Consider the following 23406-nt stretch of genomic DNA (forward strand, 5'->3'; position numbering starts at 1 on the left):
TTTTGTGAATTGGATCCCAATTTTCGGCATTCCGGTTAACCGACCTCCTTCGCCCGCTCCTGCCCCGGCACCAGCTTCAGCCCTGGCTTCTCCACATGCCGGGACACATGCGCTGTCACTTCCTGCACGCCACCTTCATGGTCGTTATGAATGACCAGCACACCCGGGCGACGCAGTTGCTCCAGGTCACCTTCCCCCAGGCTGAAGCTGTGGCTCAAACGCTGGTCGCTCAAGGCCTTGGCCGCAGAGCGGCGCTGGGCAAAGCGCTTGCCGCGTTGCTGCTGGTAACGTGCCCAACTGATCAATATCACGGCGTTGAACACGGCGATCCACAGGTAGATCTGCAAGGTGTCCAGCGTGGCGAAAATCGGGGCTTCGATGCGCGGGCCGCCGTGGCTGTCGAGCATCGGCACCATGCCGCGCACCAGCAGGAGGATCAGCCCGGCCCAGGCCAGCAGGGTCAGGAATACGTCGATCGCCCACATTACCGGGCGTTGTTGGGTTCGGATCAGGTTCATGGTTGCAGTTCCTTGGCGGGGGCTTTGATACCGCGATCCGGGCTGACCCAGCGCGCGCGTTTCTGGTGTTGGCGGAACAACACTTTGGGGAAGCTGACCAGGGTGGTGAACAGGCTCACCAGCCAGAACACCAGCGGGTACCAGACGGTCCAGAACAGGGTTTTCCACAGGCCCTTTTCATAGCGCCGGTCGATCATGATGCTCACCGCGAATTGCACCAGGCACACCACTGCCAGCAACAGGCCGGTGAAGGCCGGCGGCATCAGTGAGTCGACGGCGATGGCGGCGGGCAGCGTCACGACTTTGCCCACGGCCCAGAAGATCACCGAGAGCAAAAAGGTGAAGGCCCAACCGGTGGACAGGCAGTACTCGAACAGCAGCGGCCACAGGTAGCGATGGCGCCATTGCCAGATGCCCCGGATGTTCTTGAACAGCACTTCAGCGCCGCCCTGGGCCCAGCGCAGGCGCTGCTTCCACAGGCCGCCGAGGGTTTCCGGCATCAGGATCCAGCACAGCGCGCGGGGCTCGTAGAAGATGCTCCAGTGGTCCAGTTGCAGCTTCCAGCTCACGTCGATGTCTTCGGTGATCATGTCGGTGCTCCAGTAGTCGACCCGGTCCAGGGCCGCCCGCCGAAACGCCACCACCACGCCGGAGACGGTGAAGATCCGCCCGAAGACCCGCTGGGTGCGCTTGATCAAGCCGATGATCGAAGAGAACTCGCCCACCTGCACCCGGCCTATCAAGGTGGAGCGCGTGCGAATCCGCGGATTGCCGGTGACGGCACCGAGACGCGGGTTGTCGAGCATCGGTGCTACCAGGTACGCCGCCGTGTTCGGCGAGAGCAATGCATCGCCGTCGATGCACACCAGGTATTCGCTGCGCGCGGCTACCGCACCCATGCGCAAGGCCACGGCCTTGCCCTGGTTTTGCGCCAGGTGCAGCACCCGCAGGCGCGGTTCTTTCAGCGCCAGCGCATCGAGCACGGCGGCGGTGTTGTCGCTGGAGCCGTCGTTGATCGCGATCACTTCGATGTTGCGGTATTGCTGGGCCAACGCGGCGCCGATGGTATCGGCGGCGTTGTCGCCTTCGTTGTAGCAAGGGATCAGGATCGAGATCAGTGGCTCACCGGCCAACACCGGCGCCGGCGTGTCGTCCGCCCATGGCCAATGGCGCTCCCAGTGCAGCCAGAAGTACAGGCCGCCGGCGATCCACAGGCCGGACATGAACAGCGGATAGAAGAATACGAAGTCCATCAGGAACTGCCCGGTGATCAAAAAGATCAGGCCAAGGGGCACACCCAATACCAACGACAAAACGATAAGCGCGAGGATTCTGTCGAACATGAGTCAAGGATTCCACTGGTTGGAAAGGGCCGGACGCACGGTTTTCAGGTCCGGCGAATTCTCCAGAAAGTTGTCCGGGTAGTAGCCAAAACTGGTCACGCCCTGGCGCTTGAGCACATTCATCCATTCGGCCAATTGCGTGCCGCTGATGTCGGGAGCGGCCTTGGTGCGCCAGTCTTTGGCTTGCAACTCAAATACGGTTTTCTCCAGCGCACCGGGACGCGCCTTGACCGTCGCCACCAGTCTTTCCAGCCAGGCATTGGAGTTTTTGAGTGTCTCGCCTTCCATCAGCGGCATGGCCATGGGCGCGGTCCAGTCGTACGCCTGGAGGAAGTCATCGAGGTTTTGTGCGAACCAGGTTTCGCTGCCGGGATTGAGCATCGGCTCGGCGAAGAGGTTGCGCGCGGTTTGTATCTGTGGGCCACGGATGGCGCGGAACTTGGCGGTCAACTCGTTGGTGAAGTCGATCAGGTAGCGACTCTTGAAACGGGTCCAGCGCTGCAGAACGGCAGGGTCCGCGCGCAGCGCGGCGATGCTGTTGGGCAGGCCATTGGCGGCATAGGCCTTGAGCGCGGCTGGGCTGGCATCTTCGAAATCGCTGAGCAGCGCGTCATCGTGGTACAGCACACCGTCGATGGCGCTGTTGCCGGTGCTCGCCAGGTCTTGATAAATCTCGCCGATCATCTGCCGCACTTTCGGATCAAACGGCGACAAGCGCCGATATTGGTCAGGATCAGGGCTGACCTTGCCGGTTTCCGGATCCCAACGCGTGACGCGTGGCAGTTTGGGATCAAGGTCGAAACTCAGTACCGGCATCCAGGCAAACACGCTGGCCCGGGCACGGGTGTGCAACTGCCAGGCAACCCGGTTGAACAAGTCAGCGCGCATCGGCAAGTGACGGTTGGGGAAGTACAACGATTGCACCAGGCCGTCACCTTTGGGGTCGGCATAGGCTTGCAGGAACACGGTCACAGAGCCCATGTCCACCACACGCTGTACCAGCACGTCGAGGTTATGCGCCTGTTGCACCGGGTCGGGGTCGTAGACGTGATCCAGATCCACATGCAGCACGCGTAGCGGGGCCTTGGCCTGCACCGAGACAATGCTGCTGGCGAAATGCTCGCCGTCCGGGTCGGAATCCACCAGGAAGCGCGGGCTGTTCATCAGCTTGTTCGAGTCATCAAGGCCGTCGTCCAGGGTCAGCGCCATCTCATAGCCGTGCTCACCCACCACCGCCAGCGAGGTGCCGTCGGCGGCGCCATACGGCCATACCCATACCCGAGGCGCCTTGCCGGTGACCGTGCGGATTTTGTTGGAGATCGCGACCACGTCGGCGCGCATCCGCGCCTGGAACTGCGCCTCGGTTTCATAGCGATGGGTCGCCGGATCAAAGCGCCGTGTGGTGGCCGCCGGCTCCAGGTTGCCTTGGGGGTTGGCCAGGATGCCTTTGTGATTGGCATCGGTGTGAGCGGCGATTTCCACCAGGCCGGATTGGGACACTTCCCGAATCTGCTGCCAGGTCAGAAAGTCGCCACGGGGCCGAGGCGTTCCGGCGAAATCCACCGGTTGGTTGAGCGGAGTATCGATCCAGCTGCCTACCGGCGCCAGCAGGGCCGGCCAGTTATACGCCCGCAGAATCGGCATCACGCGGGTATAGAAGCTTGAATAGCCGTCGTCGAAACTCAGCATGACGGCTTTGGGCGGCAGTGTCGGCCCGCCCCGGCGAGCGGCCAGAACCTGGTCCACACTGACCGCCTGGTAACCGTTCTCCCGCAGCCAGGCCAACTGCTCGATCAAACGCTCGGTGCGTACGGCGACCACCGCCTGATCGGGGTCGTTATCCTCGACATCGTGGTAGGCAATGCCCAAAAAGTGGTTCTTCGGCCACGGCGCTTCGTTGGCCAGGGTCGGCCGCTCGGCGGGAGGAGTGAATGGCGCGGGTTGCTGGGCGCAGGCGGCGGCCAGCAATACGCCCAGGACCAGCAAGCAACGGCTGAGGAGGGTCATGGTCAGGCTCTTCTAGAAACGGTAAGTGAGGTCGACGAGCAGGCGCAGATCGCGCTCGCGCTCACCGTCATAAGGTCGGCTGACCAGGCTCAGGTTGGCGCCGGCTTCCAGTACGTCGTTCCAGCGCAAGCGTTGACCGTAGCCGATCAAGCCGACACCGCCGGTGGAGTAATCACGCTGGCTATAGGTACCCGCGCCGACCTGGAACTGCTGACTCCACTGGGTTTCGTAGCGGTTATAGAGCACATGGTTGACGGTGACGGTGGGCAACACGCCGAGGTCCGACTTGGGGTTGAAGTACAGCGTGTCTTCCTTGCTGTTGCGGCTGGCACTGACATCCAGGCCCAGCTCCACTTGCACCTTGGGCGAGCTGTAGACACCCTCGCGGCCGGTGAGCAACGCTTCGACCCGGTTGTTGCCATCGCTGAAATGGGACGGGCTGACCGCGAGTTTCCACTCCCGACTCTCATTGGCGCGCCAGCGGATAAAACCACTGCCGCCGTTGGCCGTGACGTCGGTGTTCAGCGCCCGCAACGGGGTGGTGGCCGAGAGGTAATCGAGGCTGCCCCCGTATTGCCAGTGGTCGTTGATGTCCCTGGCAATCGACACCCGCGCGCCTTGTTTGGAACCAAAGCCATAGGAGTGATTGGAGACCTCCGCTTCGAGGGTCATGTCGCGGGTACGCCGCTCTACGCCGACGCGCTGCCAGCGATGATGGCCGGTGCCTTCGGCGAAGTCGGCGGTGCCATAACCGACACCGGCGAACAGGCGCCAGTCTTCGTCAATGGGCGGGGTGTAGATCACGGTCTCAATGCCCCAGTCACGACTACCGGACACCGCACCGGCTTCCTGGTCGTTGCCGCCACCGAAGCTTTTACCGGTGTAGGCCTCTACCCGGACTTCAGCCATGTCGTGCACATCGCGCAGGCGTTTGAGGCGCTGCACCTGGCGGTTTTCGGGCGCGCGGGCGACCACATCGTCGGTGAGCAGGTCGAGTTGGCGCCACTCCTGCAAGTCCAACGCCGTGAAGCCCTGGGACATTTCCACGCCGATGTCGCGCGGGCTCTGGTTTTCAGTTTCCTTGAGCGAATCTTCGGCGCGCCTCGGCCAATCACGGGCACGGTACATCTCGGCCTGGGCCAGACGTACGCCGATGCTGCCGGGGGCTTTATTGCCCAGGGCCTCCAGGCTTTCTTCACTGGCGTTGAGGTCCGCGCCATAGGTACCGGCCTGGGCCGCCAGTTGCTGGGCGTCCATCCATTCATCGTTAGGGTTGCCGATGGGCAGGCCCTTGAGTTCAACCCGGGGCTTCTCGGTTTCGGCCAGGTGAGTGGCGACCGCGCGAGCCTCGGCCACTTGGTCACTTTCCAACAAGGCGTAGAACAGGGCGGAGCTGTCTTTAACATGGTCGCCGACGTCCGCGTCCGGAGCGGTCACCGCCTGGCGATACAGCGGCGTAGCCTTTTCTGGCTGGCGCTGGTCGAGGTAGGACGCCGCGACCCAACGCACGGCGTAGGTCGGCAGTTGCACACCTTGGGCCGTCAGGGCTTCGTACTCGCGGATCACCTCGGCGGTGCGTGCCCGGGCCTTCAGCGCGCCCAGGCGGTCTATGCGCCAGCGCACCACGTCGTCATGGGCAGTGGCATCCGGTGTCCAGGTGGCGAGCAGTTGGTCGTAGTCCTTGAGGGCGCGGTCGGCGATGACGTAGCGCTCTTTTTCACTGCGTGAGGCGAACTCGGCCATGCGCACGCGCTCGGCAGCCAGGTCACCTTCGAGGCGGCGCTGGGTGACCGGGTCCAACAGGCCCGGGCGCCGGGCGGCCAGGCGCAGGGCCGGTTCCGGCAGACGCGCGCGTTGCAGGGCGACGATGTATTCGCGGGCGACTTCGGGTTTGTTGCCGGCGCGGATGAAGGCCTGGTCGAACTCGAACAGCGCGTCATAGGTTGAACCGGCGCGGGTCAGGGCGTAACCCAAGGCCATGCGGCGGTCGGCGTCGTCGGGCTTGGCGGCCACAAGAGCACGGGCGCGCTGTACGGCTTCGGCCGTTTGGCCTGCGTCGGCCTGGGTCAGGGCGAGGCCCAGTTGCAGGTCCGGATTATTCGGCTCGCGTTGCAGCGCCTGGCGATACACGGCAATCGCCGGCTCCCAACGCTGCTGGTTGCGATAAGTGCGGGCGACGGTGGCCAGCGCCTGGGTGGTCAGGGTACGACTGCGGCCCTGGGTCTCGTAGACCGAAAGCACTTCGGCGTCCTGGCGTGCCCAGCTGGCAATCAACAGGTGATCGCTGACCTGCCCCGGCGTCTGACGCTCGGCGGGCAATTGGCGCAACAGATTGAGGGCCGGGCCATAGTTGCCGCTGCGGGCCTGGTTGATCAGCGAATCATAGGCAGCATCCGCCGACGCGATGAAAGGCCAGAGCAACTGGCTACACAGGGCCAAACGGATAAAGGGATGAACATTACGCGACATGTCGTCAGCTTCCTCACCTGGGAAAGCTGTAGCGATAAATTCACCTGCACGACACTCCAGGCGGCCAGCATCTGATGACGCGGCCAAGCTTTCCTGGGGCGCAATATCCTTGAGAGGGGTACAAAAAAGGCCAATTCCGAACAATTCTTCAGAATTGGCCTACATCACTTTGAGACGAGTTTTATTGAGCGCCGTTGACCGCGCCGAACTTGCCCAGCACAAAACCAATGAATTGCTCGACGGTCATTTTCTGGCCGTTGAAGGTCACTTCATTGTTGGCGTAGTGCAGCTTGGACACGATATCGGTGCCCACCAGGGTCGCCAGTTGAGTGCCCACGGCCATGCCGCTGATCATCTCGCTGGCCATCTGGGACTGCTGCTCGATGGCTTTCGGGTCGGTCACACCGCCGATCTGCGCTTGCAGGGCGGCAACGTCCTGAACCATCGGCTTGGACAGCGTCAGGTTGGCGTCCAGCAGCGCAACGATTTGCTTGCCCAGTTCAACCGGCGGCAGGTCCATGCTCGACGGCTTGGCGAAGTCCGCCACCAGGTTGAAGCGGCTCTCGCCATTGGTGGTTTTCAGCGACAGGTTTTCTACCGCCACCTGCGGCTTGGCAGCCAGCAGTTGGTTGACATTGGCCTGGGCCAGGGTTTGCTCGGCTTCGGTCAGTTGCAACTCAGGCACTGGCTGGCCTGCAGCGGCAGCGGCTTGGGCCGGTTGCACTTTTTCCTGGTAGAGCTTGGTCAGCACCAGCATCGATGGGATATCGACGTTCTTCATGCTGACCGCCATGGCCGCCGAACCCACTGGCTTGCCCTGGTAACCGATCTCGTCGATCTTGTAGTCGACACGGCCGGCCAGGTTGTTGTCCTTGGTTTCGCTGCTGTCTTTCTGCTCAAAGTTCTTGAGGGTCAGCACCGCTTGCTGCGGGCCGAAGGTGACCTTGGTGTTGGTCAGCTCGACCGTGTTTTGCCCGGTGTAGAAACCAAAGGTGGTTTTTTCCAGGTTGCTGGCGATGGTCAGGCCGCTCAGCTCGGCATCCAGCTTGGCGTTGTTGGCATCGACAACCGAAACCTTGAGGCTGTCCATGTAGCCGCTGGCCTTGACCTTCTTGCCTTCGGCAGTGGAGTCGAAGTCCAGGTTGGCACCGGAGAAGCTCACGGCCGACTTGTCGTCCTTGAGCTCCAGGGGCAGCAGTTCAACGTTGCCGTTCACCGAGCGGTTGTAGCCGATGTTGGCCACGCCTTTGAGCGGCGACACGTCTTTGCTGGCGGCGAACCATTTTTCGGTGGTGGGGTTTTTCTCAAGCTCGTAGTGACTGGTGGCCATGACCGGCAACCACTTCAGCGACACCAGGCGCGAGAACGGCAGCGGGCCGTGTTCGATATGGTCGACGAACAGCAGTTCGGTGTCCTGATTGTTTTCGCCGAACACTGCGCCCTGGGCCTTGAGGCGATAGTGGGCGGTGCTGCTGAACAGCTGGCGGTCGAGGGAGACCAGTTCAAGGGTCACGGTGCCGTCGACGCCGGCCATGGAGGTCTGCAGTTCCTTGTTGGCGTCCTGGATGGCGGTTTGCAGCACCGGCTCCAGTTGCTTGCCGGTGTACCAGGCACCGCCTGCACTGATTGCACCAATGGCGACGACGATACCCAAGAGAACGACTGCTGGCTTATTCATGTAGTGACCTGATCAAATCCTGTGAAGTGGGCTGTCTTCCCTGAACCCCGAAGGGTGTCGGCTCAAGCCCGCCGAAATCCGGGGAAGATTAGCATTGGCTGGCGTATGCGGCCCAGTTTTTCAATAGGCGCAGGCTTCAGCGGTGAACGGTAAAGCGCCTTCGCGAGCAAGCCCGCTCCCACATTCGATCGAGTTCCATCTTTGGAATGCAGTCGAATGTGGGAGCGGGCTCGCTCGCGAAGGCGTCAGTACAGACACCACAGACTTCAGGAATACTCGGTTTCAATCTCATCCAATTGATGATCAAAGCTCTTCAGCCGCGCCGTCCACGTATACACCAGCACTTCAAACTCACGGTGAATCACCGCATTGCCCGGCGTATCCGACTTGGGATCATAAAAATCCAGCTGGTAACGCTCTCGCGCCATCGCGGTGGCCACGTCGGATAACTCCCGGGCGTTATTCAGCCAATGCCGTCCGTCGGCGACTTGCCGATCAAGCATCACGCATTGTTTTTTCAGGGCTTCGAGGCTTTTTTCCAGCGGGGTGCCGGTCAGTTCACCCATGACTTCCTGGAAGGTGCGCCCCGGTTGCCAGTAGCTGCCCCAGAAGTAGCGGTCGAACACCGTCTCGACCCGGCGCAGGGCGACTTTGGTGTCCCAGATCGCCACGCGGGTCTTGCCTTGTTCGAGCAGTCTTCGCTTGATTCGCTGGCCCTGGTAGGTGGCCCACGCCACCACACCGATGGACAGCACCGCGATCAGCGCGCTGGCACTGTCGAGGAACACCATGGCCTTGTCGATTTGATGGGCCAGCATGATGCCGTAGAAGTACGTCGCCGATAGCAACACCAGTGCGAAGAACACGCACCAGAAAGCGGGAGCATAAGGGTTTTTCATTATTGGAATCCCCATGAGCAAACGCGAGCAGTGACAAGCGGGTCATCAACAGAACCCGCCAGTCAAAGCATAGCAATCAGCTCAGGGTTTGCTGGCTTGTGTGGCTTGCGTTCGTCCACTTTCCCAACCGCCGCCCAGGGCCAGGAACAAATCGATCTGGCTCATGGCAACCTGGGTGTTCGCCGCCGCCAGTTGCGCCCGTACATCGGTGTAGGTGCGGGTGGCTTGCAGGTCGGCCAGGAATGAGGCGCGGCCGGCCTGGAAGAAGCGGTGCGTCTGCTCCGCGGCCTCTTTGGCCGACGCGCCAGCATCGGCCAACGCATCGCGACGTTGCAGTTGCGCGGTGTATTGCGCCAGGCCCGTCTGGGTTTCGCGGATGGCGTTGAGCACCACGCCGTCGAAATGCGCCAGGGCGCCTTGGGTCGCGGCTTCGGCTTCGTGGATGCGGGCGCGGGCGCCGTTGGTCGGCAGCGTCCAGCTGATCAACGGGCCAAAACCCCAGCGGTTGGTGGCTGGCGTGCCCAGGTCATCCAGAATACCCACGGTGCCGACGGTGGCCCCGATGCTGATATCCGGGTACAGCGCGCCGGTGGCCACACCGATGCGCGCCGTGGCAGCCGCCAGTTGGCGCTCGGCCTGGCGCACATCAGGGCGACGCTTGAGCAGCGTGGCGCCGTCGCCCACCGGTAGTAATTGGGCGATATGCGGCAGCTCGGCACATTGGGCGGTGCCGGCCGGCAGTTGATTCAGTGGCTTGGCCAACAGCATCGACAGGCGAAACAGCCCGGCCTGGCGCAATGCTTCATAGCGCGGCATTTCGGCGCGCAGGGATTTGTACTGGGTTTGCGAACGGGTGACCTGGGTTTCATCGCCACGCCCGGCGTCCCGCAGGCGCTGGGTCAGGTGCGTGCTCTGGGCTTGCAGGTCCAGGGACTCGTTGGCGATCGCCAGCTCTTCGTTGGCCGCGCACACTTGGGTGTAGGAACGCACCACGTCAGCCACCAGGGTGATACGGGCAATATCAGCCGCCGCCTGGGCCGCGTCGGCGCTGGCCTGGGAGCTTTCAATGCCGCGCTGCAAGGTGCCGAACAAATCGAATTGGTAGGAGGTGCTGATGCTGGCGCTGCCGATGTTCGCCACCGGGACTTTTTCCGTCAGCAAATAGGCCTCACCAGACTCTTGCAAGCGCTGGGCTTCCGCTTTGGCGCCGGCACTCCAGCCGCCGGCAGACTCGGCTTGCTGCACCTGATAGCGCGAGCGCTGCAAGTTGGCCGCAGCCACCCGCAGGTCGGTGTTGGAGGCCATGGCCTGCTCCACCAGCTTATCCAGGCGCGGGTCTTGATAGAGCTTCCACCAGTCCGCCGGCACCGGCGCCGACACCACATTGTTGCCCTCCCCGGCCAACTGGCCCTGAAGGTCACCACGGTTCACGGCCGCTTTGTCCGGCAGCTTGTAATCGGGGCCCACCACTTGGCAGGCCGACAGCAACAACCCCAACCCGGCGGTTGCTAAAAGCCGTTTCATGGCTGGTTCTCCGACGTGGGTTTATCGCCGATGATCGACACCGTGGCTGTGCGCCCGGCAATCATGCGGAAGTCTGCCGGTACGTCGTCAAACGCGATGCGCACCGGAATCCGCTGGGCCAGGCGCACCCAGCTGAACGCCGGGTTGACGTTGGGCAGCAGGTTGGAGCCGCTGGTGCGGTCACGGTCTTCGATACCGGCGACGATGCTCTGCACATGCCCGCGCAGGCGAGCGTTGTCGCCGATCACGCGGATGTCGACACTCTGGCCGACGTGGATGCCGTCGAGCTTGGTCTCTTCGAAATAGCCGTCGATGTGGAAGGAATTGCTGTCCACCACCGACAACACCGGGCGCCCGGCCGTCACGAACTCCTGATTACGCGGCGCACGGTCGTTGATGTAGCCGTCCACCGGGCTGCGGATCACCGAGCGGTCCAGGTTGAGCTGCGCGGCATCCACCGCCACTTGCGACTCCGCCAGGGCCGATTGGGCACGGGCCACGCGCGACTGGCTTTCTTCCAGTTGCTCGCTGGCCACCAGGTTGCCGAGGCCACGGTTACGCTTGTTCTCGCGCACGGCCTGGGCCAGGGTTTCCTGGCGATCGGCCACGGCGGCCTGGGCCTGGCGCAGGGCCAGCTTGAAGCGGTCCTGGTCGACGGAGAACAGCACCTGCCCGCGCACCACCAACTGGTTGTCACGCACGTCCACTTGCTGGATCAGCCCGGACACGTCAGGGGCGATCTGCACGATGTCGGCACGGATATGGCCGTCACGGGTCCAGGGGGCGAACATGTAGTACATCACCATGCGCCACACGACGACGCAGGCGAAGGTCACCACCAATAACGTCAGGACTACACGGCCGATGGTCAAAAAAGGTTTTTTCATGTCATGAGGTATCGACTGAGTGAGTCCACTGCGCCCAGCAACAGAGCGTAGAGACCCACATTGAACAATGCCCGGTGCCAGACCAGGCGATAGAAGTGGAGGCGGGTCAACAGCCCGTGCACCACCAGGTACAACACATACGTAATGCCCATCAGCACCAGCAGCGTGGGCAGGAACACCCCGCTGATATCCAGATCACCGATCATAAAGGCGCTCCATCGGGTAACGGCGCTTGCGTCTCTGTGCCGCCAAGAAATTCCACGCCGGGCAACAACGCCAGGCGCAAGCCGCTGAGGGCGTGCAGCAGGTGCAGGCGGGTTTCGCCCTCACCTTGCAGGCCCTGGCCGTTGAGCGCGCGGCGGGTACGGTCGAGGGTCATCAGCAGACCGCTGGGGGCCGGCAGACGTTCACCGGCTTTCAGGCAGGCCTTGAAGTAACCGCCGACGCCTTCCACCACCTGGTTCAACAACACACGCGGAACCCCGAGGATGCGCGGCGAGTACGCCAGCAGGTCCAGCAGGTTCAGCGCCACCCGTACTTCCCGCAGGGCGATGCCGGTGTCCTGGCCGGTCATGGCCAGGCGCGGCAGGTGTTGCATCAGGCGGTCGAGCATCTGCACGCCCATCTTGCGGTGTTCGGCCAGGGTCGCAGGCTCGGTCAGGGTGACGATGTCGCGCCAGCTGAAGCGGGTCAGGCGCTTGGCCGCCAGTTCAGCGCCGAACGGTCGGGCAATCAGGGTCCAGACAAAGGCGAACAACAAGCCCACCGGGCCCGCCAGGTTGGAGTTGGCGAAGGCCAGGAAGTCCGCGTCGTAGGCGCCCTGGATGCTGATGAACGACGAGGTGTTGACCAGCGTCAGCAGCATGCCGAGGTAGAAGCGCGGCTGCACCGTCAGCGTGCCGATGCAGATAAAGGGCACCGAAAACGCCAGCACCAGCATCGGAAAATCATGCAGGTTGGGCAGCACCAGAAACAGGTAGAGGCTGGCGAACAGCACCGACATCGCCGTCCAGAAAAAGAACCGGTAGATCTGCGGCGCCGGGTCGTCCATCGAGGCGAAGAAGCTGCAGGCCACCGCCGCCAGGATCACCGCGCTGCCACCGTCGGTCCAGCCCAGCAGGATCCACAGCACCGAGGCGACGATGATCGCGGTGACGGTGGAAAACGCCGAGTAGAACATCAGGCCACGGTCGAGGAAGGGTGTCAGCCGGCCCAGGCGCCAGTGGCGGTAGACCGCGCGCCAGCTGTCCTGGCTTTCGCACTGGATGGCAGCTTGCAGGCTGCGGCAGTCTTGCCACAGATCCACCCACTCGCCGAGGCGATACAGGGCGTTGGAGAACAGCAACTGGTGGCGGTCATCCAGGGCGTCGGCATCGGGTTGCAGGGCTTCGATCTGGTCGCGCAGAACACGCCAGCGTTCGAGGGACGCGTCCTTTTGCGTGCTGTCCAGCCACTCGTTGGCGGCGGTCAGCAACGGTGTGAAACGGTCGAGCAATTCCGGCGCGCGGTGTTCCAGGGCATACACGGCATCGTCGAGAGCATCGATCACCGGCAGCAGGTGGATCATCCGCCCGCGCAGCTCCTTGGTGTTGCGCACCGTTTGCGGCCGCGAGCCCTCATGGGGCAACTGGCCGATCATCAATTCCAGGGTGTTGAAGGTAGCAACCATGCCGCCGCGCAGGGTGCTGATTTCTTCGGGCTGCACGTTGCGGCTGAGGAAGCGCCGGCTGTAGACCTGCGCGTCGGCAAACCACTTGCTTACCGAATCATCGAACACCGGCGCCAGGCGTCGTGGCCAGAACATCGCACCCACCACGGCGGCCACGGCGATACCGAGGAAAATTTCTTCGGTCCGCGCTTCGGCCACATCCCACACCGCCAGCGGGTTATCCACCACCGGCAGGGCGATCAGCGGCAAGGTGTAGCCGGCCAGCATCAGCGCATAGCTGTTGGCGGTGCGCAGGTGCAGGGACAGGAACAGCAGAATCCCGGTCCACAGCGCGATCACCACCACCAACACGTAAGGCGTCTGCACAAACATCGGCACAAAAAACACCGCAGCGGCGGCGCCCATGAAGGTACCGACCGCCCGGTACAGCGCCTTGGAGCTGGTAGGGCCGACAAACGGGCTGGAAACGATATACACCGTGGCCATCGCCCAATACGGACGCGGCATTTGCATCAGCATGGCGATGTACAACGCGATCATTGAAGCGGCGAATGTCCTTACGCCGTAGAACCAATCCTTGGCCGGCGGCATGCCGGTAAAAAATCCGTTCAAGAACTCACAACCATGGGATGTTGATTGGCGCCTTCGAAGGCCCGCAGTACACGCAGCGCAGCTTCCAGGTCATCGGGATCGATCGTCGCCAGCACCTCGCGGCGCAGGCGCACCAGCTGTTCCTCCACCGCCTGCACCAGCTCGCGGCCACGCTCGGTGAGGCTCAAGGCCTTGGCGCGGCGGTCGTGGATGTCTTCGGTGCGGCACACGTAGCCGGAATTGCACAGCTGGTCCAACAGACGCACCAGGGACGGGCTTTCCATCCCGGCGGCCTGGGCCACCTTGACCTGATGCACACCGTCGCCGAGGCGGCCGATCATCAGCAGCGGCACGGCGCAGGCTTCGGAGATGCCATAGCTGACGAGCGTGGTCTGGCAGATTTTGCGCCAGGTCCTGGCACCTACCACCATGCTGCTGCTGATGTTCATCTGGAGTTGTTCGAGGGTCTGGGACACTGGACTCTTCGCATACAGTTAGTTTGCTAACTATCAATATGGTCGATGGATCCAAAGCAGTCAAGTTTTGATACAAATTTGCGGATGGGTGGCGAAGCGCCGCAGCCCAAGGAACTGCTGCTCTTTACCCTAGTTCATGTGCCGGAAACGTCCGTGCGAAAGGCGATTTTTTTGCACCGAGCCGATCGCCGCTATGCCGTCACCCGTCCTACCTCCTCCTCAATAAACTCAAACACCTCCTGCGCAACGCTGTACTGGAACTGCTTGCGTCGGTGCCGGGAAACCTTGCCCTCGTTATCCAGGCACATCATCACCAGCTTCGACAGATCGCTGCCGCGCACGTCGTAGCGCTCGTTTACGGCTTTAACCACGCGGTCGTAGCGATCCAGGAATTCGGTTTCCTCGCGCAGCTCTACTTCAAGCGCCCGGCGGGCCATCTGCAAGGTGAATTCCACGCAGCGGGTGGCATCCCAATAGCGGTAAATCGAAGGATGGCCAATGAAGTCAAAGGCCATCTGGTCGCCATCCAGCCAGGTGACATTCCAGAATTCCCGGGAGGGTTGTGAGAATGCCTTGAGGGCTTGCAGGTAGGCTTGTTCCTCATGCTTCATCGCGACCGATACCGGCAGCAGCAGGCCGTTTTCCAAAGCACCGTAATGACAGAGCGTCTGATGCACCAGAAAGCGCGACAAGCGCCCATTGCCGTCCATGAACGGGTGCAAGAACACGAAACCGAAGGCGGTCACTGCTGCTGCCACCAATGGGTCGACGTCCCGCACTGGCTGGTTGGCAAAAGCCATTAGCTCTTCCATCAACTCCTGGCACAAATCCGGCGCGGGGGGCACATAGCTGACGCCCGCAGCGCCCCTCAGACCGTTATGCAGGTGATTCTGCTCGTGACGGAAGGCGACAGCTTTGTCGAAGGGATTGGATACAGTGCTGTTTTGCAGCTCTACCAGGTAGTCCTCGGTGAGCAGGCGCCCTTCATGGGCCTGGCGCAGCAGTTGAACGAAGCGACGGGACTTTTCTTCGCTAGGTTGTTCTTTTTCGATGGCGAACGAGTCGCGGGTTTCATGCAGGTAAGCCCATTGGATGGCGCGGTCCATCATTTCAGGCGGGAGGGTGGCCATGAAGGACTTGGCGCGGCCCAACACATCCAGCGCCAGTAACGCCTCTATCTGTGGAGTGCGCTCTACGGTGGCACAGTAATGCAACGAGCCCAGACCGTTGAAATCGACTCGCCAGCGGCTATTGCGGGTACTGGGGCCTGTTACATAGCGCTTGGGATCGAACAGGAAAACAACACTTCCGCGCACCGGCGTTGTGTAATCCAGCGAGCGTCCAGTGAGCCCTTCCCACAGGAAGCAGGCTTTGCGAATAAACACACCATTGGGAGACTTGGCGAGTTCAGACAGAAAAGGCTCAGGGCCAAACTGCTCAAATGTCTGAGCCAAAACAGGCAGGTTGATGCCTTCATGCTTGAGGGCGAACAGCACATGCTCGAATAAAGAATCTTGTCCGGGTGCCACCGATTGCGGGACCGCGAGGCAATCACCAATCAAGGTGATGCGCGTCACCGGTTTGATCATGGCGACGCGCTTGGGAGCGATGACCTTAAGGCTCAACGCCTCACATAAATGAGCGTAACCAACGACGGGCATGGTGAGCGTCCCTAGAAAACATTAACCAGGGGGGATTAAAGCTCAGTTTTTTTTACCTCTCACCATTTATTTTTACATTATGGGGTTTTTACAAAATTTTTTTTACACCCCGCGCCCCTCTCTCAGCCGCAAATTCAACTCATCCACCACCTCTGCCCAATCCGCATCCTCCAAAATCTCTTCACGCAAAAACGCCTTCTGGCCTGGCGTCCAGAAAAACGCTTCCGCCAGATGCAGTTCGGGTTTGAGCGGGGAATGCACCGCGATAAAGCGCTCGATGCTCACCGGGTCATCCGGCAAGCCAAGCTGTTTGAACAATGACGGCAAGCTGTGGACTGGAGATTCCATGATGTGTTCCTGAAGGAGGGCTCATCTGAGTCTAGAACCTCTGAGGTGCCGCGCAGATTAATCACAGCCAGTGCGGTGAACACCTGCCGGCGCGTTGCACAGCACAAACAGTCTGGCCCGTGCGCCACCGCCATCCTGCTGGCTGAGCTGGCGCCATCCTGCCGGCAATGGGGCAAAATCATCCGGGCCATCAGCGGCGCTGATCAGCCAGACACGCTGGATTTCGGCCGGCAACGCCGACAGGCGATCCAGGTAAATTCGCCCGCCATCCTGGTCCACCAAGGTGCCAAAACCATAGGCATTCGGCCGCGTTGATTTGCCGGCGGCGGTCGGCGGTGTGAAGAGCTGCAACTGGGCGTCGGTTTCGTCGTAATAGACGTAGGGCAAATACCACAGCATGTCGCTGATGACGATGCGGTCATCTTCCTGGTAGTTGCGGTTGACGAACTCCACCACCACGTTGAATTGATCATGCTCATCGACGGTGGCGTTGGTCTTCACGCCCACCCACTCGACCCCGACAAACAGCACCAGCAGCGCAGCCCCCGCGAGCGGCAGGCGTGGCGACAGACGGTCGACAGCCACCGCCACGATGATCGGCAAACTCATCGCGTAGGCGGTGAGATAACGCTCGATAAACACCGGGGAAATGAACGAAACCCCATAGACCAGCAGCACCGGCAGGATGAAAAACAGCGCCAGCAGCCAGCCGAAGCGATAGCGGCTTTGATCGCGCCAGGCGGTCACGCCTACCAACGCTATCAGTAGTAAAGGAAACGCAATGAAGAGGGGACGCCACAAATGGTCGCCTGGGTCCTGAATGAGGAACTGCCACACCATCGATGGCATGGAATACAGGTTGACCGGATCCTCCCAGCCAATATCACCGCCCACCTTGAGTTCTTCGGTGTGCTGCACCAGGCCGAGCAGGTTCGGCAGCCAGGGCAAGTACAGCAACACAATCGCCACGTTGGCCAACCACCAGCCCGGACGCGTGACAAGGCGCAGGCCCCCGGCCCGTGGCAGCCGCAGCAATACCAGCCACGCCCAGTGCACCAGCACGCACAACGCGGTGAAGTAGTGGGTGTAGAAGGCGGCGGTCATCAACAGCGCATAGACCACCAGATACCGCTTACGCTCAGGCTGGCGGACCCAATACACCAATGCCAAAGTGGCGGCCAGCAGCCACACGCCCAGCAGCGAGTACATCCGCACTTCCTGGCTGTAGCGCACCGCCGTGGGCAGCAACGCCAGCAGAATTCCGGCCAGTACCGACGCGCGACGGGTCGCGATCAGGCGCGTCAGCCAGACGCCCAGGCCGACGGCGACCACGCCAGGGATCGCACTCATGCTGCGCAGGGAGAAAATACTGTCGCCAAACAGCTCGATCCAGCCGCGCAGCATGAAGAAATACAGCGGCGGATGAACGTCATGGGCGGCGTGAAACCACAGGTCTTCCAGGGAGTACTCGGCGAGCAGCAGGCTTGAACCTTCATCTCCCCAGATTGCGGAGGCGGTCAAACCATAGAAGCGCACGGCCATGGCCAACGCCACCAGCGGCACCCACCACAATCGAGCCAGCCAGCCGGCATTCTCCCAAAGACCAGGATTGACCACGGGAAAGGCCCCGGCCTTGTTGTCTTGTTCCGCCACAGAGCGTCGCACCTCTACTTCCTCACCCACTACTGAACCTGCGCTTGCGCGAACACCCGCCACTCTAGGTGAAAAGGCCTTGATTCGCCCGCTGTTTTGCTCGTTTTGAGCCGCCATCCGCCAATCGGACAAATCTGAATTTTGCGCAGGGTGTCTCCGACGCTTTGGTCGGATCAGGCTATGATTGCTGCCTTCCATGGATTCAGGATCAAGGACACTTCATGCGCATCGGTCTTCTGTCACCCCTGACACTGGCATTGCTCGCCACCCTGCCCTTTCAGGCCCACGCCAGCGGCGATGATTCGTGCTACCCAGATTGGCGGGTGTCGCGTAACAGCCTGGACGTGTGCAGCAACCTGCCGTTTTTGAGCCCGGGCAATGACAGCCGGGTCAACCTGCGGCTGCTGCTGGCGGACAAAAACGTCATGCCGCTGGCACCGAATGCCTTGGGCGAGCAGGACTTTTCCGAAGGATTTGGCCCGGTGCCATTCCCGGTGTATCGGCTCACGCCCGCAGCGGATGAGCCCGACAACAAACCCGACGACTCGCGCACCGCCGAACTGGATGAACTGCTCAGCCCACTCGGCATCAAGCGCGATGACTACAAGGCCGCCGGTGAAGCCTTCCTTTCCGGCGAAGGCAGCCGTTGCCGCAGCAACGCCGATGACAGCGCCGCCGCGTTTATCAGCCAGGTGGTGAAGGCCGATGTACCGCAGGCCGAGCGCCAGGTGCTGGCCAAACTGCGCTTGCAGATGCTCACCCGCTGTTCCTCGGACGGCGTCCCTGCGGGCGAGGCCGATCAGTTGAAATCGGCAGACGGCCAGGCATTGCTGGCCTATCTGAAAGCCGCCGGGGATTTTTACAGCGGGCGCTTCGGCGATGCGCAAAAAGGCTTTGCCGGCCTGACGAGCAGTTCGCTGCCCTGGCTCAAGGAAACGGCGTTGTACATGACGGCGCGCACCGCGCTGAACGACGCCCAGCAAAACGCTTTCGACGAATACGGCACGCCCTCGCTTGAGCATGTGGATAAGTCCGCGTTGCAACAGGCCGAGACTGGATTCGATGATTACCTGAAAACTTATCCACAGGGCGAATATGCCGCCTCCGCCCGCGGCCTGCTGCGCCGGGTGCACTGGCTGGCGCCCAACCCCGACAAACTGGCGGACGACTTCGCCTGGCAACTGACCCAGGCCACCGAGGCCCAGCGCAACGTATCGCTGGATGAACTGGTGCAGGAAGCCGACACCAAATTGCTGACCAGCACCACGGCACCCGTGGGCAATCCGTTGATCCTGGCCCTCAACGACCTGATGTGGATGCGCGCCGGTGACCCGCCGAAGCTCACCCGTGACGCCCTCGACGGGCAAAAAACGATATTCGCCCAAGAACCGGCGTTATATGACTACGTGCAAGCGGCGTTTGCCGTGTACGTCGAGCATCAACCTGATCGCGCCTTGAAGTTGTTGCCGCAAGACGTGCCGTCGAATCTGGACTACTTCGCCTTCAGCCAGCAGACCCTGCGCGGCCTGGCACTGGAAGCCAAGGAAGACTGGAAAGCCGCCGAAGCGCTGTGGCTGCAACTGCTGCCGCTGGCCAAGCAACCGCTGCAACGCGACCAGCTGGAGCTGGCCTTGGCGATGAACTACGAACGCAGCGGCCAGCTGGCCAAGGTATTCGCCGCCGATTCGCCGATCAGTGCCAAACAGGTGCGCTATATCCTGCTGCGCAACGTCGCCGGTCCCGATCTGCTGCGCCAACAGCTTGCCCATGCCGGCGACCCGGTAGAGCGCCAGACCGCGCAATTCACGCTGCTTTATAAAGACCTGCTGCGCGGCCAGTTTGAGACCTTTGCCGAGGACCTGAAGCAACTGCCCGCCTCGGTTCCCGATGACAAGCTCGGCACCAGCCTGGGTTACGTCTATAGCGGCGGCCAGTCGTTGAAACTGTTCCAATGGAACGGTGACAAGGCCGAGTCCGGCTACACCTGCCCGAGCATCGCGCAAATCGCCAGCACCCTGCAGGCCGATCCGAAAAACCCGCAAGGCCTGAACTGCCTCGGTGAATTCGTCCTGCGTAACGGTCTGGACGGCATGCCCCTGGAACAAGCGCGCTCCGCCGGCAGCCTGGGCAGTACCGCCTCGCCCTTCAAGGGCGAAACCTTCTCGCGGCTCGAAGGCTACAAGCGGGTGATCGGCAATCCCAAAACTCCTCACAACGACAAGGCCTACGCACTGTTTCGCGCCATCAACTGCTACGGGCCTTCGGGCTACAACAGCTGCGGTGGGGAAGACGTCGACAAGGCCGTGCGCAAAGGTTGGTTCCGCCAGCTGAAAACCGGGTTTGCCGATACCCAATGGGGTAAGTCGCAGCAGTACTACTGGTAAGCCGTGAAGCGCTTCTGGCTGGCCCTGCTCCTGCTGGCAAGCCCGGCCTTCGGCGCGGTAGACGCCCGCGACCATGATGCGTTCTGGCTGTGGAGCGGCGTCGCGCCGCAGCCGGTGCTCAAGCAGGCGAAAACCCTGTACATCCTCCAGGGCCAGATCAACTCAACCCGCCGCGCACCCCAGCGTGGCGTGCAGTTCATCGCCCAGGGCATGAGTGTGCCGCGCATCACCCAAGGTGAAATCTGGGTGGTGTACCGCGCCCACACCCTGCACTGGCCCGAGTCGGTCTACAGCCAGATGCTCGGCCAGGTACAACGCTGGCGAGACGCGGGCAACCCGGTGGTTGGCATCCAGATCGACTTCGACGCACGCACGCAATACCTCAACGAATACGCCGACTTCCTGCGCGACTTGCGCCAGCGCCTGCCCAAGGATTTGCGCCTCAGCATCACCGGGCTGATGGACTGGAGCAGCAACGCTGACCCGGCCGCCATCGCCCAACTCAAAGGCGTGATTGATGAAGTGGTGGTGCAGACCTACCAGGGCCGCCACAGCATTCCGGATTACGCGGCGTACCTGCCACGCATGAACCGGCTGGGAGTGCCGTTCAAGATTGGCTTGATTCAGGGTGGGGAATGGGAGGAGCCGGGGTATTTGAAGGGGAATGAGTGGTTTCGTGGGTATGTGGTGTTTTTGCAGAATCCTTGAGTGCCGCAGTCCGTGGACTGCGGGCACTGATGGCTTAAAGACTAACGCCCGCGAATGCCCGGTGTTTTACCAGTCATAGGTCAAACTCGACACCACCGTACGCCCTTCCCCGTAGTAACAATCTAGGTCGCTGGTGCATTGCGACACGTAGGTTTTGTTGGTCAGGTTCTGCACATTCATCGCCAGCTTCACACCTTTGAGCTTGAACGGCGAGGCACCCAGGTCGTAGCTCAGGCTGGCGTCGTAGACGGTATAGGACGGGATGCTGAACGCTCCTGCGTAGTAATCACCGAAGCTGCTGCGAACGTAGCGCGTACCCACGCCTGCCCCAAGGCCCGCCAGGGGCGTGTCGCCGAGGACGGTGTAATTGACCCACACCGAAGCGGTAAGCGGTGAGATGCCTGCCGGGTGTCGGCCTTGGCGGCCGTCGTTGTCCTTGGTGTATTTGATGTCGTTGCGCGCTGCCGAGGCGACCACGTCCCAGGCATCGCTGAGGGAGGCCTTGGCCTCCAGCTCCACACCCCGTGAGCGCATGGCACCGCTCTGGGTGCTGAAGGTGGTGTCTACCGGGTTAGTGGTCAGCACGTTTTCCTGGTCGAGTTGGTAGACCGAGACCTGCACAAAACTCTTCTGGCCCGGCGGCTGATATTTCAGGCCGACTTCGTACTGGTTGCCGGTAGAGGGATCAAACGGTTTGCCGCTGATATCGGTGCCCGACAGCGGCAGGAAGGATTCGGAGTAGCTGATAAACGGCGCCAGGCCGTTATCGAACAGGTACACCAAACCGGCCCGACCAGTGAACGCCTGGTCTTTGCTGCTGGTGCGGGTGTCGGCCAACGGCTCCTTGTTGACCACGTTGGCCCAGTCGTAGCGCCCGCCAAGGACCAGCGCCCACTTATCCAGTTTGATCTGGTCCTGCACATACAGGCCGGTCTGGGTCACGGTGCGGTCCCAGCGGTAAGGCTGGCCGAAATTCATCCGCTGGCCGTAGACCGGCTTGAACAGGTCGATCACCGGCGGATTACGGTCGTACAGGCCGTGGAATTGCGAGTTGAAGTGGTAGTAATCGAGGCCGACGATCAGCGTATGGGACAGTGCCCCGGTGTCGAATTCCGCCTGGGCGATGCTATCCACGCCAAACACTTTGTTGTTCTGCGACCAGTCCACGCCGAAGCGCTGCAGGTAGCGTTGGTCTTGCACGCCAGTTGCCGGGTTGGGTACAAATCTGTAGCCGTGCAGCGGTGCGGTGTAACGGTCGTCCACCTCGGCGTAGCGGGCATTTTGCTTGAGGGTCCAGGTGTCGTTCAGGCGATGGGACACCTCATAGCCCAACACGTACTGCTCGCGGTTGTACTGGTTGACGCCAGGCTCGCCGATAAACACATCACGCTTGATCTTGCCGTTGGGGTTGTCCCAGATCGTCCCGGACGCGGGCAAACCCTGGGCCTCGGGCACGCCTTTGTCTTTCTGGTACTGGGCGAACACGGTCAGGCGCGTGTCGTCGTTGGGCTGCCAGGTCAGGCTGGGGGCGATGAATTGGCGTTTGTTCTCGACGTAGTTGATCTCGCCCTGCTCGTCCTTGGCCAGGCCAGTGAGGCGATAGAGAAACTGGCCTTGTTCATCCAGTGGGCCACTGAGGTCGATGGCGGCGCTTTTGTGTTCGTAGGTGCCGGCTTCCAGCACCACTTGATGCACCGGGGTTTCGCTGGGGCGCTTGCTGACCATATTGACGATGCCGCCCGGCTGGTTCTGCCCGTATAACACCGAGGCCGGGCCCTTGAGCACTTCGATGCGTTCCAGAGAGTACGGCTCGATCTGCAATGCACCGCCGGTGCTGCCGCCGCCATAAGGCAAGTGCAAACCATCGAGGTACAGCGGCGTCGGCGAGAAGCCACGGGAGGTGGGTTCATCGAACAGTTTGACCCGATCGGAAAAGCCGCCGGCGGTCATGCCCGGCGTATAAAGCAGCGCCTGGGTGACGCTTTGGGCGCCGCGGCCCTTGATCTCGGCGGCGGTGATGACGTTGATGGTCTGGGGGATTTCCACCAGCGCCGAATCGGTCTTGCTGCCGGTGGCGCTGCGCTTGGCAACGATGCCGTCGACCGCGCCCCAGGCCGTTTCCTGATCCTGTTGGCCACTGATCTGCGTCGCTCCGAGTTGCAGCGCACCGTTCGCTGGCAGCGCCTGCAACGACCAGCCGCCCTGGGATTGCACCGCGACCAACCCGCTGCCGGCCAACAACCGTTCCAACCCTGGCCCGGTGGCGTAGCGGCCCTGCAAGCCGGCGCTGCGCTTGCCTTGGGTCAGCGAGGCGTCCACCGACAACAGGATTCCCGAGGCGCTGGCGAACTGGTTCAAGGCCTGGTCGAGGTTGCCTGCGGGAATGTTGTATTGGCGCAGGGCTTCAGCGCTCTCCTGAGCCTGGACCACGCTCGGCACCACAGGCGCCGTCGCCAGCAAACTGACAAACAGGCCACGGCGCAGGGCGCGGGCCAGAGGTTGGATTGGGTGGTGCGACATTGCAGGGCTCCCCGTGAGAACGCTTCTTGATTGGCTTTCAAGAGGTATCCCGGACGGGGTTGGAAAACCGA

At 61.9% G+C, this 23406-nt stretch carries 17 protein-coding genes; 2 read left to right on the forward strand and 15 right to left on the reverse strand.

From position 1 onward, the window contains the following. Window positions 1–35: 35 nt before the first annotated feature. The 14 genes from pgaD to ACUN0G_RS12215 form a co-directional block, all read right to left on the reverse strand. Window positions 36–518 (reverse strand): poly-beta-1,6-N-acetyl-D-glucosamine biosynthesis protein PgaD, encoded by a 483-nt coding sequence (gene pgaD, locus ACUN0G_RS12150; protein WP_421552930.1) that lies wholly within the window; start codon window positions 516–518, stop codon window positions 36–38. Then, complete coding sequence (gene pgaC, locus ACUN0G_RS12155) at window positions 515–1861, reverse strand: poly-beta-1,6-N-acetyl-D-glucosamine synthase (RefSeq protein WP_445573536.1); 1347 nt, start codon at window positions 1859–1861, stop codon at window positions 515–517. The genes pgaD and pgaC overlap by 4 nt, the downstream gene beginning before the upstream one ends. Before the next feature lie 3 nt (window positions 1862–1864). Further along, the gene (gene pgaB, locus ACUN0G_RS12160; RefSeq protein ID WP_445573537.1) at window positions 1865–3868 is read right to left on the reverse strand and encodes a poly-beta-1,6-N-acetyl-D-glucosamine N-deacetylase PgaB; all 2004 of its coding nucleotides are present in this window, start codon (window positions 3866–3868) and stop codon (window positions 1865–1867) included. 12 nt (window positions 3869–3880) lie between these two features. After that, entirely contained in the window at window positions 3881–6337 is a 2457-nt protein-coding gene (gene pgaA / locus ACUN0G_RS12165) for a poly-beta-1,6 N-acetyl-D-glucosamine export porin PgaA (RefSeq protein WP_445573538.1), read from the reverse strand. Window positions 6338–6518: 181 nt separating this feature from the next. Next, window positions 6519–8015: a YdgA family protein gene (locus ACUN0G_RS12170; protein WP_258343096.1), complete on the reverse strand. Its 1497-nt coding sequence runs from the start codon at window positions 8013–8015 to the stop codon at window positions 6519–6521. 266 nt (window positions 8016–8281) lie between these two features. After that, window positions 8282–8914, reverse strand: a complete 633-nt coding sequence (locus tag ACUN0G_RS12175) for an NADH:ubiquinone oxidoreductase subunit N (protein ID WP_258343094.1) — start codon at window positions 8912–8914, stop codon at window positions 8282–8284. 81 nt (window positions 8915–8995) lie between these two features. Further along, window positions 8996–10438: an efflux transporter outer membrane subunit gene (locus tag ACUN0G_RS12180; protein WP_169386682.1), complete on the reverse strand. Its 1443-nt coding sequence runs from the start codon at window positions 10436–10438 to the stop codon at window positions 8996–8998. Continuing rightward, on the reverse strand, window positions 10435–11325 hold the full coding sequence (locus ACUN0G_RS12185) for an efflux RND transporter periplasmic adaptor subunit (protein WP_258343091.1): 891 nt from the start codon (window positions 11323–11325) through the stop codon (window positions 10435–10437). Before ACUN0G_RS12185 ends, ACUN0G_RS12180 begins: the two co-directional genes overlap by 4 nt. Further along, complete coding sequence (locus tag ACUN0G_RS12190) at window positions 11322–11531, reverse strand: DUF1656 domain-containing protein (RefSeq protein ID WP_017478036.1); 210 nt, start codon at window positions 11529–11531, stop codon at window positions 11322–11324. Before ACUN0G_RS12190 ends, ACUN0G_RS12185 begins: the two co-directional genes overlap by 4 nt. Next, on the reverse strand, window positions 11528–13606 hold the full coding sequence (locus ACUN0G_RS12195; protein WP_445573539.1) for an FUSC family protein: 2079 nt from the start codon (window positions 13604–13606) through the stop codon (window positions 11528–11530). Before ACUN0G_RS12195 ends, ACUN0G_RS12190 begins: the two co-directional genes overlap by 4 nt. Next, window positions 13603–14034, reverse strand: coding sequence for a MarR family winged helix-turn-helix transcriptional regulator (locus tag ACUN0G_RS12200; RefSeq protein ID WP_003218197.1), 432 nt, complete (start codon window positions 14032–14034; stop codon window positions 13603–13605). Before ACUN0G_RS12200 ends, ACUN0G_RS12195 begins: the two co-directional genes overlap by 4 nt. 218 nt (window positions 14035–14252) lie before the next feature. Further along, window positions 14253–15722 (reverse strand): Fic family protein, encoded by a 1470-nt coding sequence (locus ACUN0G_RS12205; RefSeq protein WP_445573540.1) that lies wholly within the window; start codon window positions 15720–15722, stop codon window positions 14253–14255. Between the two features lie 102 nt (window positions 15723–15824). Then, a complete protein-coding gene (locus ACUN0G_RS12210; protein WP_258343086.1) occupies window positions 15825–16070 on the reverse strand; it encodes a DUF2789 domain-containing protein in 246 nt (81 codons plus the stop codon). 57 nt (window positions 16071–16127) lie between these two features. After that, the gene (locus ACUN0G_RS12215; protein ID WP_445573541.1) at window positions 16128–17723 is read right to left on the reverse strand and encodes a glycosyltransferase family 39 protein; all 1596 of its coding nucleotides are present in this window, start codon (window positions 17721–17723) and stop codon (window positions 16128–16130) included. A 221-nt stretch (window positions 17724–17944) separates the two neighbouring features. Between ACUN0G_RS12215 and ACUN0G_RS12220 the strand changes: the two genes are divergently transcribed. Continuing rightward, window positions 17945–20107, forward strand: a complete 2163-nt coding sequence (locus ACUN0G_RS12220; RefSeq protein ID WP_445573542.1) for an outer membrane assembly lipoprotein YfiO — start codon at window positions 17945–17947, stop codon at window positions 20105–20107. A gap of 3 nt (window positions 20108–20110) precedes the next feature. After that, a complete protein-coding gene (locus tag ACUN0G_RS12225; protein ID WP_177025663.1) occupies window positions 20111–20815 on the forward strand; it encodes a DUF3142 domain-containing protein in 705 nt (234 codons plus the stop codon). Between the two features lie 66 nt (window positions 20816–20881). Here the strand turns inward: ACUN0G_RS12225 and ACUN0G_RS12230 are convergent, their stop codons facing one another. Further along, window positions 20882–23335 (reverse strand): TonB-dependent siderophore receptor, encoded by a 2454-nt coding sequence (locus ACUN0G_RS12230; protein WP_445573543.1) that lies wholly within the window; start codon window positions 23333–23335, stop codon window positions 20882–20884. Window positions 23336–23406 lie beyond the last annotated feature (71 nt).

The organism is Pseudomonas sp. 32A (genome assembly GCF_052682255.1).

Coding starts and splice junctions, on each gene's coding strand:
- ACUN0G_RS12190 (WP_017478036.1), bottom strand. CDS start 11,531: ATGATCGGTGATCTGGATATCAGCGGGGTGTTCCTGCCCACGCTGCTG.
- ACUN0G_RS12205 (WP_445573540.1), bottom strand. CDS start 15,722: ATGCCCGTCGTTGGTTACGCTCATTTATGTGAGGCGTTGAGCCTTAAG.
- pgaB (WP_445573537.1), bottom strand. CDS start 3,868: ATGACCCTCCTCAGCCGTTGCTTGCTGGTCCTGGGCGTATTGCTGGCC.
- pgaA (WP_445573538.1), bottom strand. CDS start 6,337: ATGTCGCGTAATGTTCATCCCTTTATCCGTTTGGCCCTGTGTAGCCAG.
- ACUN0G_RS12210 (WP_258343086.1), bottom strand. CDS start 16,070: ATGGAATCTCCAGTCCACAGCTTGCCGTCATTGTTCAAACAGCTTGGC.
- ACUN0G_RS12200 (WP_003218197.1), bottom strand. CDS start 14,034: ATGAACATCAGCAGCAGCATGGTGGTAGGTGCCAGGACCTGGCGCAAA.
- pgaC (WP_445573536.1), bottom strand. CDS start 1,861: ATGTTCGACAGAATCCTCGCGCTTATCGTTTTGTCGTTGGTATTGGGT.
- ACUN0G_RS12175 (WP_258343094.1), bottom strand. CDS start 8,914: ATGAAAAACCCTTATGCTCCCGCTTTCTGGTGCGTGTTCTTCGCACTG.
- pgaD (WP_421552930.1), bottom strand. CDS start 518: ATGAACCTGATCCGAACCCAACAACGCCCGGTAATGTGGGCGATCGAC.
- ACUN0G_RS12185 (WP_258343091.1), bottom strand. CDS start 11,325: ATGAAAAAACCTTTTTTGACCATCGGCCGTGTAGTCCTGACGTTATTG.
- ACUN0G_RS12220 (WP_445573542.1), top strand. CDS start 17,945: ATGCGCATCGGTCTTCTGTCACCCCTGACACTGGCATTGCTCGCCACC.
- ACUN0G_RS12230 (WP_445573543.1), bottom strand. CDS start 23,335: ATGTCGCACCACCCAATCCAACCTCTGGCCCGCGCCCTGCGCCGTGGC.
- ACUN0G_RS12170 (WP_258343096.1), bottom strand. CDS start 8,015: ATGAATAAGCCAGCAGTCGTTCTCTTGGGTATCGTCGTCGCCATTGGT.
- ACUN0G_RS12180 (WP_169386682.1), bottom strand. CDS start 10,438: ATGAAACGGCTTTTAGCAACCGCCGGGTTGGGGTTGTTGCTGTCGGCC.